This window comes from Janthinobacterium sp. PSPC3-1, assembly GCF_049896105.1.
Classification (GTDB): Bacteria; Pseudomonadota; Gammaproteobacteria; order Burkholderiales; family Burkholderiaceae_D; genus Janthinobacterium.
This window is the reverse complement of the sequence record NZ_JAFCTQ010000002.1, coordinates 46,447-62,465: the sequence shown is the minus strand read 5'-3', so window position 1 is coordinate 62,465 and position 16,019 is coordinate 46,447. Positions and strand designations below refer to the sequence as shown.

General features: G+C 61.4%; 14 protein-coding genes. 5 read left to right on the top strand and 9 right to left on the bottom strand.

The annotated features are described in order from the left end of the window. Positions 1-62: 62 nt before the first annotated feature. Both ACP7B7_RS02500 and ACP7B7_RS02495 read left to right on the top strand, forming a co-directional pair. Positions 63-1,139 carry a S66 peptidase family protein gene (locus tag ACP7B7_RS02500; RefSeq protein WP_426075631.1) on the top strand — a complete coding sequence of 359 codons (1,077 nt, stop codon included), beginning with the start codon at positions 63-65 and terminating at the stop codon, positions 1,137-1,139. Positions 1,140-1,235: 96 nt separating this feature from the next. Next, positions 1,236-2,132, top strand: a complete 897-nt coding sequence (locus ACP7B7_RS02495; RefSeq protein WP_308923087.1) for a YihY/virulence factor BrkB family protein — start codon at positions 1,236-1,238, stop codon at positions 2,130-2,132. A 465-nt stretch (positions 2,133-2,597) separates the two neighbouring features. Here ACP7B7_RS02495 and ACP7B7_RS02490 read toward each other — a convergent pair whose 3' ends face one another. From ACP7B7_RS02490 to ACP7B7_RS02470, 5 genes are all read right to left on the bottom strand, one after another. Then, positions 2,598-3,725 carry an acyl-CoA dehydrogenase family protein gene (locus tag ACP7B7_RS02490; protein ID WP_308923086.1) on the bottom strand — a complete coding sequence of 376 codons (1,128 nt, stop codon included), beginning with the start codon at positions 3,723-3,725 and terminating at the stop codon, positions 2,598-2,600. Between the two features lie 8 nt (positions 3,726-3,733). Further along, complete coding sequence (locus tag ACP7B7_RS02485; protein WP_308923085.1) at positions 3,734-4,402, bottom strand: SDR family oxidoreductase; 669 nt, start codon at positions 4,400-4,402, stop codon at positions 3,734-3,736. A 34-nt stretch (positions 4,403-4,436) separates the two neighbouring features. After that, a complete protein-coding gene (locus ACP7B7_RS02480) occupies positions 4,437-5,633 on the bottom strand; it encodes an acetyl-CoA C-acyltransferase (RefSeq protein ID WP_426075630.1) in 1,197 nt (398 codons plus the stop codon). 25 nt (positions 5,634-5,658) lie between these two features. Then, the gene (locus tag ACP7B7_RS02475) at positions 5,659-6,843 is read right to left on the bottom strand and encodes an isovaleryl-CoA dehydrogenase (protein WP_308923083.1); all 1,185 of its coding nucleotides are present in this window, start codon (positions 6,841-6,843) and stop codon (positions 5,659-5,661) included. Between the two features lie 147 nt (positions 6,844-6,990). Further along, positions 6,991-7,419 carry a MerR family transcriptional regulator gene (locus ACP7B7_RS02470; RefSeq protein WP_308925835.1) on the bottom strand — a complete coding sequence of 143 codons (429 nt, stop codon included), beginning with the start codon at positions 7,417-7,419 and terminating at the stop codon, positions 6,991-6,993. A gap of 634 nt (positions 7,420-8,053) precedes the next feature. Between ACP7B7_RS02470 and ACP7B7_RS02465 the strand changes: the two genes are divergently transcribed. Beyond that, positions 8,054-8,461: a hypothetical protein gene (locus ACP7B7_RS02465; RefSeq protein WP_308923082.1), complete on the top strand. Its 408-nt coding sequence runs from the start codon at positions 8,054-8,056 to the stop codon at positions 8,459-8,461. Between the two features lie 248 nt (positions 8,462-8,709). Beyond that, positions 8,710-8,880 carry a hypothetical protein gene (locus ACP7B7_RS02460; protein WP_308923081.1) on the top strand — a complete coding sequence of 57 codons (171 nt, stop codon included), beginning with the start codon at positions 8,710-8,712 and terminating at the stop codon, positions 8,878-8,880. A gap of 4 nt (positions 8,881-8,884) precedes the next feature. On the opposite strand, the gene ACP7B7_RS02455 is transcribed toward ACP7B7_RS02460, so the two are convergent. The 4 genes from ACP7B7_RS02455 to ACP7B7_RS02440 all read right to left on the bottom strand — a co-directional run bounded on the left by ACP7B7_RS02455 (position 8,885) and on the right by ACP7B7_RS02440 (position 12,713). After that, positions 8,885-9,493, bottom strand: a complete 609-nt coding sequence (locus ACP7B7_RS02455) for a UbiX family flavin prenyltransferase (protein WP_308923080.1) — start codon at positions 9,491-9,493, stop codon at positions 8,885-8,887. Beyond that, positions 9,486-9,797: a Grx4 family monothiol glutaredoxin gene (gene grxD / locus ACP7B7_RS02450; RefSeq protein WP_010402157.1), complete on the bottom strand. Its 312-nt coding sequence runs from the start codon at positions 9,795-9,797 to the stop codon at positions 9,486-9,488. The genes ACP7B7_RS02455 and grxD overlap by 8 nt, the downstream gene beginning before the upstream one ends. 99 nt (positions 9,798-9,896) lie before the next feature. Beyond that, positions 9,897-10,358, bottom strand: a complete 462-nt coding sequence (locus ACP7B7_RS02445) for a GNAT family N-acetyltransferase (RefSeq protein ID WP_426075629.1) — start codon at positions 10,356-10,358, stop codon at positions 9,897-9,899. A gap of 6 nt (positions 10,359-10,364) precedes the next feature. Beyond that, complete coding sequence (locus ACP7B7_RS02440) at positions 10,365-12,713, bottom strand: Tex family protein (RefSeq protein WP_308923078.1); 2,349 nt, start codon at positions 12,711-12,713, stop codon at positions 10,365-10,367. Positions 12,714-12,883: 170 nt separating this feature from the next. Between ACP7B7_RS02440 and ACP7B7_RS02435 the strand changes: the two genes are divergently transcribed. Continuing rightward, positions 12,884-15,988, top strand: a complete 3,105-nt coding sequence (locus ACP7B7_RS02435; RefSeq protein ID WP_426075628.1) for a DEAD/DEAH box helicase — start codon at positions 12,884-12,886, stop codon at positions 15,986-15,988. The last annotated feature ends 31 nt before the right edge of the window (positions 15,989-16,019 follow it).

The window sequence follows — 16,019 nt, the reverse complement described above, 5'->3', positions numbered from 1 at the left end:
GGCGGAACATGTTCGCAGCGGCGGCGCCTGGCGCCGCCGTTTTCTTTTCCAGAAAGGGCCGCATGAGCAGTCACCGCAGTTTTAGCCGGCGCCAGTTTGGCGGCATGCTGGCCGCCGCCGTCGGCGCGGCCGGCGCACCGGCCCTGGCCGCTGCCGCGCAGCCAAAAGGAGCACGCATGCAAGCACACCCCCTGATCAAACCGGCGCGCCTGCGCCAGGGCGACCTGGTCGCCATCATCGCCCCCGCCGGCTTTACGGACGACGACGCCATCGCCAAGGCCGTGGGCAATCTCGAATCGCTGGGCTTGCGCGTGACCCTCGGTACGCATATCCGCGCCGTGCATGGCAACTATGCCGGTACGGTGCAGCAGCGGCTCGATGACTTGCACGCGGCCTTCCGCGATCCGCAAGTGAAAGCCGTGTGGGCGATACGCGGCGGCTCGGGCTGCATCTCGCTGCTGGCGCTGATCGATTACAAGCTGATCCGCGCCAATCCGAAAATACTGATCGGCTACTCCGACATCACGGCGCTGCACCTGGCGATTCATCGCCACACGGGCCTGGTGACGTTCCATGGCCCCGTCGCTTCCTCGACGTTTTCCGAGTACACGGTGACGCATCTGAAAAATGTGCTGATGCAGCCGCAGGAGCAGTACACGATCCCGATGGCGCTGGAAAACCACCGCCGCGCGCAAACCCACGCCAACTTCACGATCCGCACCGTGCATGACGGCCAGGCGACGGGAAGGCTGACCGGCGGCAACCTGTGCATGGTCAGCGCGCTGGCCGGCACGCCGTATGCGGCCGAGTTTCACGACCGCATCTTGTTTTTGGAAGAAATCAACGAAGCGCCGTACCGGGTCGACCGCATGCTGTACCAGCTCGATCTCGCCGGCAACTTGTCGACCGCGGCGGCGCTGATGCTGGGCGTGTTCATGCATTGCGAGGCGGACGAGGGCGATATCGCCCTGAGCCTGGACCAGACGCTGGACCAGCATCTGCAGCCCTTGACGGTGCCGGCCGTGGCCGGCTATTCCTTCGGCCATATCCGCGACCAGTTCACCTTGCCGATGGGCATAATGGCCACCCTGGACGCGCAGCGCCAGACGGTGACCTTGCTGGAAGCGGCCGTCAGTTAGCTTGCGTACAGCGGTGGGCGTGAATTGTCCGTATGCTATGGTGCATGGGCGGCATGGCACAAGGCCATGCCGTTTCATTCACCAGGTGTACCGTTCATGATCATCAACCGCCACGCCAGCGCGTATATTCTCAGCCATCCCTTGCGCTTCGTGCTGCAGGTGTTGAAAGGCTTTCGCGCCAACCAGGGCCTGCTGCTGGCCGGCGCCGTCGCCTATTATTCGCTGCTGTCCATCGTGCCGCTCCTGATGCTGGTGGTGGTGGCCCTGTCGCACGTGATCGCGCAGGAAGAATTGCTGCGCACCATAGGCCATTACCTGGAATGGCTGGTGCCGGGACAATCGAAGGCCATCGTGACGGAGGTCGCGCATTTTCTCGATAACCGCAGCGTGATCGGCTGGCTATTGTTGCTGACCATGCTGTTTTTCAGCTCGCTGGCGTTTACCGTGCTGGAAAACGCCATGAGCGTGATCTTCAACCATCGCGTGGCGATACGCCGCCGCCATTTCCTGATTTCCGCCGTGCTGCCGTATTGCTACATCCTGTGCCTGGGCGTGGGTATACTGCTGATCACGCTGGTGGCGGGTGGCTTGCAGGTGATGGGCGACGAAAGCGTGCGCTTCCTGCGCCGGGACTGGGGGCTGGAAGGCTTGTCCGGCGCGCTGCTGTATTTGCTGGGGCTGACGGGCGAGATCCTGGTGCTCAGTTCAATTTACCTGGTGATGCCGGTGGGCCGGCTGTCGTTTACGCATGCACTGATGGGCGGCGTGACGGCGGCGCTGCTGTGGGAAATCGCACGCCATGTGCTGGTCTGGTATTTTTCCACATTGTCACAGGTCAATATTGTCTACGGTTCGATGACGACGGCGATTGTCGTCATGTTCAGCCTGGAAATCGGCGCCACCCTGCTGCTGCTGGGGGCACAGGTGATTTCCGAGTACGAGCGGGTGGCGCGCGGTGGCGAAGAAGACAAGCCACTAGAGCTAAGGACTTGATTTAAAAAGGTTGTTGCGCCGCACAAAAACGTATGCTATAATGCTTTCAGTGGTTGAGATTTGCTTGCAGATGCTCTCACTATCCAGTTTCAGTACGGCGACCGACAGGTGTAATGTCGATGGCGTGACTAGTACGAAAGAGTGGATTTTGTAATTCCGGATACGTTGGTCGATTTTACACTTGGAGTCACCATGCAGATAGCATGGGAGTCCGAAAATCAGGAGGCACTTTGCAGATAGCACTGGCGTCCATGACACGATTAAAGCATTGGTAATACATTGGAACGAAGCCCGCGCTAGCGGGCTTTTTTTTCGTCCGGATGGCGCCTTTATAAACCTACTGCGCCGCCCGCTCTCGAATCGGCGTTACTCGCCGTACCGAATGTACGGCTGCGTTACTCAATCCGATATCGGGCTTGCTCGCTACGGTTTCTAAAAGCGCTGAAACTTTTACTGCCGGGCGCTTTACAAGGCTCTTGCGATGAGTATCTTCTGGATATCGCTGGTCCCCTCGTAAATCTGGCACACCCTCACATCGCGGTAGATGCGCTCGACCGGGAAATCCGACACATAGCCATAGCCGCCATGCACCTGGATGGCGTCGGAGCACACTTTTTCCGCCATCTCGGAGGCAAACAGTTTCGCCATCGCCGCTTCCTTCAGGCAGGGCAGGCCCGCATCCTTCATGGCCGCCGCGTGGCGTATCAGCTGGCGCGCCGCTTCGATCTGCGTCGCCATGTCGGCCAGGCGGAACTGCACCGCCTGGTGTTCAAAGATGGCTTTGCCGAAACTCTCCCGTTCGCGCGCGTAGGTCAAGGCCGCCTCATAGGCGGCACGCGCCATGCCGACCGCCTGCGAGGCGATGCCGATACGCCCGCCTTCCAGGCCCGACAAGGCGATCTTGTAGCCCTGGCCCTCTTCGCCGATCAGGTTGGCGGCGGGAATGCGGCAGTTGTCAAACAGGATTTGTGCCGTATCCGACGAGTGCTGGCCCATCTTCTGTTCCAGCCCCGCCACGATATAGCCGGGTGCGCTGGTCGGTACCCAGAAGGCGCTGATGCCGCGCTTGCCGGCCGCCTTGTCGGTGACGGCCAGCACGATGGCCACGTCCGCATGCTTGCCGCTGGTAATGAACTGCTTGGTGCCGTTGATGACGTACTCGTCGCCATCGCGGGTGGCCGTGGTGCGCAGGGCCGAGGCGTCGCTGCCCGTGTGCGGTTCGGTCAGGCAGAAGGCGCCCAGCATGGTGCCCTGTGCCAGCGGGCGCAGCCATTGCTCTTTCTGCGCGGTATTCGCGTACATCATGGCGATGCTGCAGACGGGGCAATTGTTGACCGAGATAATGGTCGAGGTACCGCCATCGCCGGCGGCGATTTCTTCCAGCGCCAGCGCCAGCGACACATAGTCGAGGCCGGCACCGCCGAATTCCTCCGGCACGGCCACGCCAAACGCGCCCAGTGCCGCCAGTTCCTGCAGTTCTTCCTTCGGGAAATGGTGTTCCTTGTCCCAGCGGGCCGCGTTGGGCGCCAGGCGCTCGCGCGAAAAACTGCGCAGCGCGTCCTGGATCATGCTTTGCTCTTCATTGAGTATCATGGATTTTTTTACCAGCCGATAGGGCTGCCGTCGTAATTGCGGAAGACCGCCTGCTTGCTTGCGGGCAGGCTGGCCAGGGTGGCGCGGATGCCGGCCGCGCTTTCTTCAGGGGAAATATCGGCGCCGGCGCCGCCCATGTCGGTACGCACCCAGCCCGGGTGGAAGGCCACGCAGCTCACGCCCTGCGGACCATGCACCAGGGCGGTGTCGATCAGCACGGAGTTCAGGGCCGCCTTGCTGGCGCGGTACAGCGAACCGCTGGCGCTGCTGCGCTCGCTGAGCGATCCCATGTGCGATGACAGCACGGCCAGCTTGCCCTTGGCATTGCCCACCAGCGGCGCCAAGATCGGCAGCAGGCGCATCGCCGCCAGTACATTGGTGTGCATCACGGCATCAAAATCGGCTTGCGCGGGAAAGCCGTCGTGGCGCGGACCATATACGCCCGCGTTCAGGATGGCGACCTCGAGTTTTTCATCGTCGAGCTTCCAGCCCAGGCCGGCGCAACCTTCCACATCGGTCACGTCGAGCTGGTGCGCTTCGGCGCCCAAGGCCTTGAGGGTGTCGCAATCCTCGGGCCTGCGCGCGGTGGCGATCACGCGCCAGCCATCCTGGCGGTATTGACGGACGATTTCATGGCCGATGCCGCGCGAGGCGCCGATGATCAATGCTGTAGGCATATGCTGCTCCCTGGAGTGATGGAAAAAGCCCAGCTTATACCAGTTCGATCGCCATTGCCGTCGCTTCGCCGCCGCCGATGCACAGGGCCGCCACGCCGCGCTTGCCGCCCGTCTGCTTCAGCGCGCCCAGCAGGGTGACGATAATGCGCGCGCCCGAGGCGCCGATCGGGTGGCCCAGCGCGCAGGCGCCGCCGTGGATATTGATCTTGCTGTGTGGAATATCGAGGTCATGCATGGCGGCCATCGGCACGGCGGCAAACGCCTCGTTGATTTCAAACAGGTCGACAGTGCTGCTGCTCCAGCCGGTCTTGGCGTACAGTTTTTTCACGGCGCCGATCGGGGCGGTGGTAAACAGGTTCGGTGCTTGGGCATGGGTGGCGTGGCCGTGGATCTTGGCGATGATGGTCAAGCCCAGCTTGTTCGCCGTCGATTCGCGCATCAGCACCAGGGCGGCCGCGCCATCGTTGATCGACGAGGACGAAGCGGCGGTAATCGTGCCGTCTTTCCTGAACGCCGGTTTCAGGGCCGGGATCTTTTCCAGGCGCGCTTTCAATGGTCCTTCGTCAACGCTGACGACGGTGTCGCCACCACGGCCGGGCACGGTGACGGGCGCGATTTCCCAGTCAAAGCCGCCATCTTTCGCGGCTGCCTGGGCGCGCTGCACCGAGGCGATGGCAAACGCATCCTGCGCTTCGCGCGTAAAGGCGTACTGGCTGGCGCATTCTTCGGCAAACGTGCCCATCGAGCGGGCATTGCCTTTTTCATCGCGGCTGTAGGCGTCTTCCAGGCCGTCCATCATCATGTGGTCGAACAGCATGCCGTGGCCGATGCGGTAGCCGCCGCGCGCCTTCGGCACCAGATAGGGCGCATTGGTCATCGATTCCATGCCGCCGGCCACCACCACCTCGGCGCTGCCGGCCAGCAGGGTGTCGTGGGCGAACATGGTGGTCTGCATGGCCGAGCCGCACATTTTGGACAGGGTGACGGCGCCGGTGGCGTCCGGCAAGCCGGCCTTGCGCAGGGCCTGGCGCGCGGGCGCCTGGCCCTGGCCGGCCATCAGGCAATTGCCGAAATATACGTGTTCGACCAATTCGGGGGCGATGCCGGCGCGCTCGACGGCGGCCTTGATGGCCACGGCGCCCAGGTCGCTGGCGGTGATGTTGGAAAAATCGCCCTGGAAGGCGCCCATGGGGGTGCGCGCGGCACCGACGATAACGACTGGATCATGCATGATGGATCTCCGTATCAGTAATGGGTTATTTGGTTTCGGCAAACAGTTCGCGGCCGATCAGCATGCGGCGAATTTCGCTGGTGCCGGCGCCGATTTCATACAGCTTGGCGTCGCGCCACAGGCGGCCCGCCGGGTAGTCATTGATATAGCCATTGCCGCCCAGCGCCTGGATCGCTTCGCCGGCCATCCAGGTGGCTTTTTCGGCGCTGTACAGAATCGCGCCGGCCGCATCCTTGCGCAACTGGCGCACGGCTTCCGGCGTGGTGGCGCGGTCGCAAGCCTGGCCCACCGCATACACATAGGCTTTGCAAGCCATCATGGTCGAATACATGTCGGCCAGTTTGCCCTGCATTAATTGGAATTCACCGATGGCCTGGCCGAACTGCTTGCGGTCGTGCACATACGGCACCACCAGGTCCATGCAGGCCTGCATGATGCCCAGCGGTCCGCCGGACAGCACGGTGCGTTCGAAGTCCAGGCCCGACATCAGCACATTGACGCCCTTGCCCAGGCCGCCCAATACATTTTCGGCCGGTACTTCGCAATCCTGGAACACCAGTTCGCCCGTGTGCGAGCCGCGCATGCCCAGCTTGTCGAGCTTTTGCGCGATCGAGAAACCCTTGAAACTTTTTTCGATCAGGAAGGCCGTCATGCCGCGCGCGCCGGCCGCCAGGTCATTCTTGGCGTACACCACCAGCACGTCCGCGTCGGGGCCGTTGGTGATCCACATCTTGGTGCCGTTCAGCACCCAGCGGTCGCCCTTGAAATCGGCGCGCAGCTGCATGCTGACGACGTCCGAACCGGCGTTCGGTTCCGACATGGCCAGCGCGCCGATATGCTCGCCGGTGATCAGTTTCGGCAGGTATTTGGCTTTCTGTTCGTCGGTGCCGTTGCGCTTGATCTGGTTGACGCACAGGTTCGAGTGGGCGCCATAGGACAGGCCGACCGAGGCCGAGGCGCGCGAGATTTCTTCCATGGCGATGATATGGGCCAGGTAGCCCATGCCGGCGCCGCCGTATTCTTCGCTGACGGTAATGCCGAGCAGCCCCATGTCGCCCATCTTGCGCCACAAGTCCATCGGGAACTGATCGCTGCGGTCGATTTCGGCGGCGCGCGGTGCGATTTCGGCGGCGGCGAATTGTTGAATCGCTTCGCGCAGGGAGGCGATGTCTTCGCCGTGGTCAAAGGTCAAGCCTGGGAGATGGAGCATGTCGTCCTCGTCGTCGTTATGTGGTGTCGGCTGTCTGCCGCTTCAAAAGTCATCGTGTCAAAAGCAATGATACTCAGTTGTGACGTTTACGTAAACGTAAAGCAAAGTATAAAACAGGTCCGCCTGGCCTGCATCAGGCCTGCCGCATCAGGTTGGCGCCAGCGCGCCGTCGTCCAGTTCTGCCAGCATGCGCGCGCAGGCCGCTTCGTGGCTGCTGATCTCGGCCAGCGCCATTTCGATGTCGATGCGCTGCTGCTCCAGCGTCTGCCGGTGCTGCGCCAGCACGCCAAGAAAACGGTCCATCTGCGCGCGCGTGTCCTTAGGCGATTCATACATGTCGACCAGGCCTTTGATCTCGGACAAGGCCAGGCCCAGGCGCTTGCCGCGCAGGGTCAGTTTCAGGCGGGTGCGGTCGCGCGGCGTGTAGACGCGGCTGCGCCCGCCCGCGCCTTCGCGTTTCGGGCTCAGCAGTCCCTGGTCTTCATAGAAGCGGATGGCACGCGCCGTGATGTCGAACTCGCGGGCCAGTTCGGTAATGGTATAGGTAATGCTTGGTGCGGGCGCAGGCAGGGACATGGGCGTGGGGCTGGTGGGCATGATGGTGTGGACTGGATTGACGTTTACGTTCACGTCAATGCCATTGTAGCGTGCCCACGCCGTGCTGCCAGAAAAGAAATGCTGGCACGTGGTGACGGCAATCGTTATGCACGATACAAAATTTATTGAAATTGACGGATTTTAGTACGAAAAAGTCAATGAAGATTGAAAGTTGGTGGCGCAGATGACACCAAAAAGAACTTTCTTTGTGCCAACATAAGCGCTTTTCGTTATGATGGAAGTAAATTTGCTATCCAGACAAGCATACTGCCATAAGTTTCCATATTAAAAATTAAATGGTTTTTGTGCAAAGTTTGTTATTAAGAAATTGTATGGCGTAGGCCTTGCATGTGTCGCCGCAGGGGCGCATGATCCACTACCGTATGTTGTAGCGCCAAAACGAGGCTTTGAAATCGTGCTGCATTGCGAAATTCAAAGCCAGCCGCGAATTTGACCCGAAGCCATGCAGGATAACAAGAGAAAATTTGGCCGCTTTTTTACCCAAAAAGTCCGCCGGAGTGTTAATTGTAAATTATTTTCTTTTCAAAAAGTAACAATCCGTATGGTCATTCAAGAAACTGACTTTCATGTTACAACATGAAATAGTACACCTATGAATTCTTCTAACGAACGCGAAAGCTTTAGCCAGCGACTTCAGCTGGCTCTGAAAAACGCCCACTACTCCCCCGACAGCCCGACCAGACTGGCCCGGGAATTCAATATCCGCTTCGACGGACGCCCGATTACCGTGCATGCTGCAAGGAAATGGTTAGTCGGGGAAGCCATACCCACGCAAGAAAAATTGCGCATGATCGCCCAATGGTTGGGCGTGCCGGCGGAATGGCTGCGCTTTGGCGGTCCCGAAAGCGCCGTACCGAATGGCGAAGCGGGCAGTGCCTTGTCGCGCTTCGAGTCGGCCGATGTGAAATTAATTGCTGATCTGCAAAGATTAGATGAGCATCATCGTCAAATCGCGCGCGAATTTATTCGTATGCTGGTGCGCGTCAACTACCAAAAGTAAGTATTTTCCCGTAGATGCGGCGCCATCGCATGGCGCCAGGCCGGCCGTTCAAGGTCGGCTGTTTTTTTGCGCGAGGTCATGCTGGAGACATGATTTTGCTGCACAATAAGACCTCTTATGTTGCACTGCAACTGGATTATTCGACAATCATCCCGTAACAGACAGCGCAGTCGCCAATAGCGGCGCATAATAAGACCAGCAGCAGCCAGTTTGTCATCCAACACGGAGCCGAGCATTTGAGCCGTCTTATGAAAAGCAACTACAGCAACACCGCGCAGCTGAAAGACTTGATGACCGTGCCACCCATGACCGCCGCGCAACATGCGGAAGTGATGCGCAAACGGATCGCCCACCGCAGGATGGTTGAAGAAGCCAGGGATTTGAAGCGCGCAAGCGCCAGTCAGTTCGACAAAAGATAACGCTTCACGCAGGATTGCTGTCGCCGGCCTTCAATCCATGCCAGCGTGGCGCCAGGCTGTGCTCGATGCCGAGCAGGTCGATGACTCTGGCGACCGTATGGTCGACCATCTCGGCTATGCTGTCCGGCAAATTATAAAAGCTGGGCAGGGGCGGGAAGATGATGCCGCCCATTTCGGTGACGGCCGTCATATTGCGCAGGTGCGCCAGGTTGAACGGCGTTTCGCGCACCATCAGGATCAGGCGCCGGCGCTCCTTGAGCACCACATCGGCCGCGCGCGTGATCAGATTATCCGACAGGCCATGCGCCACGGCCGCCAGCGTCTTCATCGAGCAGGGCGCGATCACCATCCCATCCGACTGGAACGAGCCGCTGGCAATCGATGCGCCGATATCGCGCAGCTTGTGCACCACATGCGCTTGTGCTTCGACGTCCTTGCGGCCCATGCCGGTTTCCTGGTGCAAGGTCAATACCGCCGCGTCCGACAACACCAGGTGGGTTTCGACGCCGGGGATGGCGCCTAATAATTGCAGCAGCCGCAAGCCGTACACGGCGCCAGTGGCGCCCGTGATGGCAACCACGATACGGCGCGGCCGCTGCGGTACATCAGGCATCGAGCAGGGACTTCAGTTCGCCCGATTCAAACATTTCATTCATGATGTCGGAGCCGCCGATAAACTCGCCCTTGACATACAGTTGTGGAATGGTTGGCCAGTTCGAGTAGTCCTTGATGCCCTGGCGAACTTCCGGATCGTCCAGCACGTTGACGGTCGCGATATTTTCCACGCCGCAGGCTTTCAGGATCTGGATGGCGCGGCCGGAAAAGCCGCATTGTGGAAATTGGGCGGTGCCTTTCATGAACAGCACGACCGGAGTGCTCGTCACGGTTTCTTTGATCCAGGTTTGTACGTCGCTCATGGTGGCCTCTGATTGGGTAAATAAATAGATGGCGTCATTTTATAAGAAAACGACGCCAGGGGTATGCGCTCAGGTCATTAATTCAGGATGCGTGCCACGCTACAGGATCTTGCCCAGGCAGACGGACTGGGCCGCGCCCACGTATTTGCCATACGGTGCGACGGACGCATAGCCGTGCTTGCGGTAAAACGCCACGGCGCGGCTATTGATCACGCGGGTGGACAGGACCACCGTGCGGTAACCCAGGCGCAGGGCTTCGGCTTCGGCATGAGCCAGCAATGCCGCACCCACGCCCACGCTGCCCGGACCGGCAAACATGCGCTTGAGTTCGGCCGTCGTACTGTTTGGCGCACCCAGCGGTCGCAGGGCGGCGCAGCCGAGCAGCTGGCCGGCACTGTTTTTGGCCAAGTAAAATCCAGCGCGCTGGTCCGGCGCCTCGATATCGAACGAGGCGCGGCCGCTGTCGCCGCTGAGGCTTTGCAACACCTCGGACAATTCATCTTGCAATAGCTGCGCCTCGGGACTGCTGGCGCTGGCTGTTGCAATGACGATCTCCGACATATTGCTTTAGCCGCGCAGCTTGGCAAACGCGGCCGCCATGCTGCCGGCCGGCTCCGGCGCATTGCGCGTTTGCGACTGGTGCTGGGCCATGCTGCGGCGGTCGTTGCGGTCGCCCTTTTGCTCGGGCTTGCTGCCAGCCTGCGGCGCGCTGTCCGTTAGGCGCATGGTCAGTGCGATGCGCTTGCGCTTCTCATCGACTTCCAGCACTTTGACGCGCACCACTTGCCCCGCTTTCACCACCGTGTGCGGATCCTTCACAAACGTATTCGACAGCGCCGAGATATGCACCAGGCCGTCCTGGTGCACGCCGATATCGACAAAGGCGCCAAACGCGGCCACGTTGGTGACCACGCCTTCCAGGATCATGTCCGGGCGCAGGTCGCGGATTTCCTCCACGCCTTCTTTAAAGGTGGCGGTGGTGAATTCCGGACGCGGATCGCGGCCCGGTTTTTCCAGCTCTTTCAAAATATCGGAAATGGTCGGCACGCCGAAGGTTTCGTCGGCATATTTTGCCGGGCTCAGGGTTTTCAGCAGCGACGTTTCGCCGATCACCGCCTTGATGTCCTTCTTGATGTCCGCCAGGATCTTTTCCACCAGCGGATACGATTCCGGGTGCACCGCCGAGGCGTCCAGCGGATTGTCGCCGCCCATCACGCGCAGGAAGCCGGCCGCCTGTTCGAACGTCTTGTCGCCCAGGCGCGGCACGCCCTTCAAAGCCGCGCGCGAAGTGAACGCGCCCTTCATGTCGCGGTAGCTGACGATGCTTTGCGCCACGCTGGCCGACAGGCCCGACACGCGCGCCAGCAGTGGCGCCGACGCCGTATTGACGTCGACACCGACGGCATTCACGCAATCTTCCACCACCGCATCGAGCGAGCGCGCCAGCTGGCTTTGGCTGACGTCATGCTGGTACTGGCCCACGCCGATCGATTTCGGGTCGATTTTCACCAGCTCGGCCAGCGGGTCCTGCAGGCGGCGCGCGATCGAGACGGCGCCGCGCAAGGACACATCCATGTCCGGCAATTCTTTCGAGGCGAACTCGGACGCCGAATAGACCGATGCGCCCGCTTCCGAGACGACGATCTTCGTCATCTTCGCTTCCGGGTGCTGCTTGATCAGGTCCTGTGCCAGCTTGTCCGTTTCGCGCGAGGCGGTGCCGTTGCCGATCGAAATGAGCGACACATTGTGCTTGGCGGCCAGGCGGCCCAAGGTATGCAAGGAGCCATCCCAGTCGTTCTTCGGCTGGTGCGGGTAGATCACGGCAGTGTCGACGACTTTACCGGTGGCGTCGACCACGGCCACCTTGACGCCCGTGCGCAGGCCCGGGTCCAGGCCCATGGTGGCGCGCTGGCCGGCGGGCGCCGCCAGCAGCAGCGCTTTCAAATTGGTGGCAAACACATTGATGGCGTCCTGCTCCGAGCGTTCGCGCAGCGCGCCCATCAGTTCGGTTTCCAGGTGCATGAAGCTTTTTACGCGCCAGGTCCAGCGCGCCGTGTCGGACAGCCATTTGTCGGCCGGGCGGCCCTGGTTCTTGATGCCGAAGCGGGCGGCGATACGGCCTTCGCACGGATTGTGCGGCGCATCCCATTTCGGTTTTTCCGCTTCCGTGTCCAGGCGCAGGATGACGTCGAGGATGCCTTCGCGGCGGCCGCGCAGCAGGGCCAGCGCGCGGTGCGATGGCACCGTGGCAATGGTTTCCGAGTAATCGAAATAATCGGCGAATTTTTCGCCTTCATCCTGCTTGCCTTCGACCACTTTCGATTCGACCACGCCATGCTCCTGCACGTACTCGCGCAAGGTTTGCAGCAGGGTCGCGTCTTCGGCGAAGCGCTCCATCAGGATCTGCCGTGCGCCGTCCAGCGCGGCCTTGGTGTCCGCCACGCCCGGGTTGTTGCCATCGGCACTCGTAAATGCGTCGCGCAGGAACTTGCCCGCTTCCATTTCCGGCGTCAGTTCCGGATTGTCCAGCAAGCCGTCGGCCAGCGGGCTCAAGCCCGCTTCGATGGCGATCTGGGCCTTGGTGCGGCGCTTCTGTTTATAGGGCAGATACAAGTCTTCCAGGCGCGTCTTGTCTTCGGCGTGCATGACGGCGTCCAGCAGCGCCGGCGTCATCTTGTTCTGTTCGGTGATCGAGGCCACGATGGCGGCGCGCCGGTCTTCCAGTTCGCGCAGGTAGCGCAGGCGCTCTTCGAGCAGGCGCAGCTGGATATCGTCCAGGCCGCCGGTCGCTTCCTTGCGATAACGGGCGATAAAGGGCACGGTGGCGCCTTCGTCGAGCAGTTCGATGGCGGCGGCAACCTGCACCGGTTTGGCGGCAAGTTCAAGGGCAAGACGTTGTTCGATGGTGGGCAGCATGGTTGTTTCCAAAGCGATCAAGGCTGGAATGATACGCAATCGGCGCGATTGTGTCAGTCTTTGGACAGTGTGCGCTGCGGAACTGATATTGAATAAGCTATTCGGCCGCGTATGAAGGATAATATTGCCTGTTGCCGATTTTGATACACACTCCAACCATCATGCGTACCATGGATTTTACCCGCGACGACATCAGTGACACCCCTGCCGCACCGGCCAGCGCGCCTGGCGGGCCCTTGCCGTACGCCGTCGCCACCTGGCTGCAGCGCGTGGAGGCGGCCGCCCACCCCAAGCCCGTGCTGCCACTGGCCGAACCCGACCCCAAGCTCAATGCGCACCGCCTGATCTATGTGCTGGCGCCCACCAGCGGCGGGCGCCATGTGGCGCTGTGCCTGTACAAGGCGCGGCTGAGGCCGAATGGCGATGTCGCTGCGGCCAGCCCCATCAGCGAGATCTTTTCGCTGCTGTCGGCGCCGCCCACGTTCCTGACGCCGGCCGACGAAGACCTGGTGCGCTTCTTCGTGGCCATGCGCACGGGCCAGAATTCGCAGACCGGCAGCGCCACCGAACCGAAGGGGAAAGTCGGCGCGGCTTTGCTTTCCATGCTGGCCGAGCAGGACAAACTGTTGTGGGCCAATTCCTGGGCCGATGTCGGCAATGGCCTGGTGTATCCGCTGAAAGAAGGTCCGGTGCGCCCGGCGCGGCTGTTCTGGCGCGACGAGGGCAAGACCATGCGCCTGGGCTGGCAGGTCGACCCGCCGGAAGGCGTCAGCCACCACGGCGCCGACCAGATCGACTACATGCTGCCGACCGATCCGCCGTGGTATATCGACAATCTGTCGTGCGGCGTGCTGGAACTGAACCAGGGCGGCTCCGACATTTCCCTGGCCGACCTGCAGGCGCTGGTGGCGCAGGCGCCGCCCCTGAACGCGAACGACAAGGTGCGCGTGTCGCAACTGTTGCTGGCGCAGGGCTTGCAGCATCTGATGCCGTTGCCGCAGCCCTTGCCGCAGCGCCTGCGCAAGGATGTGGCGGCCACGCCGGTGCTGCTGATGGACAGCGCCATGCTGGCCGACGGCAGCGTGCAGCGCTGGCATGATTTTGTGGTGCTGTCCTACGACTACGATGGCGAAAGGGTGTCGTTCGACCCGGCCCAGCGCGTGGTGCGCCAGGTCGGCGAGGTAACGGAAATTATCCAGCGCAACACCATCGACGAGGCGCGCGCGCTGGCGCTGCTGGCCGAACTGCAATTCAAGAAACCGGGCGCGGCACCCTTGAGCGGCCTGAAGGGCGCCTTGCTGCTGCCGAGCCAGGCCGAATGGCTGCGCTTTGCCGAGTCCGGCATTGATACCCTGCTCGATGCGGGCTGGATCGTCGAGAAAACCAATAAATACCGCTATGACGTGCTTGATGTCGATGACTGGTACGCCGATATCGATGACCAGGACCCGGACAGCGGCAACGCCTGGTTCGAGCTGGAACTGGGCATCGTCGTCAACCAGGAGCGCGTGCCGCTGCTGCCGGTGCTGGTGCAACTGATCCGCAATGCGCCGAACGACTTCAATCCGAAGATCATCGATGCGCATGCCGAGGATGACCAGATGCTGGCCACCCTGCTTGACGGCACCCGCGTGGCGCTGCCGTGGGGCAGGGTGCGTCCTATCCTGAACACCCTGGGCGAGCTGTATTTCAACGACAAGATCAAGCGCGCCGTGCGCATGTCGACCCTGGATGCGGCGCGCCTGGAAGAGCTGGCGCGCGGACTGGAACTGCGCTGGACCGGTGGTGAGCAGTTGCGCGCCATGGGCCGCAAGCTGAGCCAGTTCGGCTCGGTGCAGAAAGTGGCGGCGCCCGCTGGCCTGCAAGCCACCTTGCGCGATTACCAGGCCGACGGCCTGGCGTGGATGCAATTCCTGCGCGACCATGACCTGGCCGGCATCCTGGCCGATGACATGGGCCTCGGCAAGACGGTGCAGACGCTGGCGCATATCCTGATCGAAAAAGAGGCGGGGCGCTTGACGCATCCGGCGCTGGTGATCGCGCCGACCAGCCTGATGGGCAACTGGCAGGACGAGGCGGCCAAATTCGCCCCGAGCCTGAAAGTGCTGCTGCTGCAAGGCAAGGACCGCGCCCAGCAATTCGACCAGATCGACGATTGCGACCTGGTGCTGACGACGTATGCGCTGCTGCCGCGCGACGAGGAAATCTTGCGCGAGCATGATTTCCACCTGGTGATCCTCGACGAATCGCACTACATCAAGAATACGCGCAGCAAGGCGGCGCAAAGCGCGGGCCTGTTGCGCGCGCGCCACCGCCTGTGTTTGTCCGGCACGCCACTGGAAAATCACCTGGGCGAACTGTGGTCGCAATTCCATTTCCTGCTGCCGGGCTTGCTGGGCGACGAGAAAACCTTCAACAGCCAGTTCCGCCATCCGATCGAGCGCCAGGACGACCCGCTGCGCCGCATGCTGCTCAACCGCCGCATCAAGCCCTTCCTGCTGCGCCGCACGAAAGACAATGTCGCGAAGGAGTTGCCGCCAAAGACGGAAATGGTGCGCAAGGTCGAACTGACGGGGCCGCAGCGCGACCTGTACGAAACCGTGCGCCTGGCGATGGACCAGAAGGTCCGCGAGGAAATCGACAAGAAGGGTGTGGCGCGCAGCCAGATCGTGATCCTCGAAGCGCTGCTGAAACTGCGCCAGGTCTGCTGCGATCCGCGCCTGGTCAAATCCCTGCCGGCGAAAAAGCAGGCGGCCGGTTCGGCCAAGCTGGCCGACCTGATGCAGATGGTGGAAGACCTGCTCGACGAAGGGCGCAAGATCCTGGTGTTCTCGCAATTTACCAGCATGCTGGAACTGATCGAGGAAGAACTGGAATCGCGCGATATTCCCTACGCCTTGCTGACCGGCGAAACCAAGGACCGCAGCGCCCAGGTGGCGGCCTTCCAGCAGGGCGCCGTGCCGATCTTTTTGATCAGCCTGAAGGCCGGCGGCGTGGGCCTGAACCTGACGGCCGCTGACACCGTCATCCATTACGATCCGTGGTGGAATCCGGCCGCGGAAAACCAGGCCACCGACCGCGCCTGGCGCATCGGTCAGGACAAGCCCGTGTTTGTCTATAAATTGATCGCCAAGGGCACGCTGGAAGAAAAGATTCAATTGCTGCAGCAAAAGAAATCGGAACTGGCGCAATCGATCCTGGCCGAAGGCGAGTCGCAGAAAATGGCGCTCACCCAGGAAGACTTGCAGCAGATTTTCGCGCCGCTGGAGGATTAAGCACGCTTATACTGGCGTATTGATTCCATGC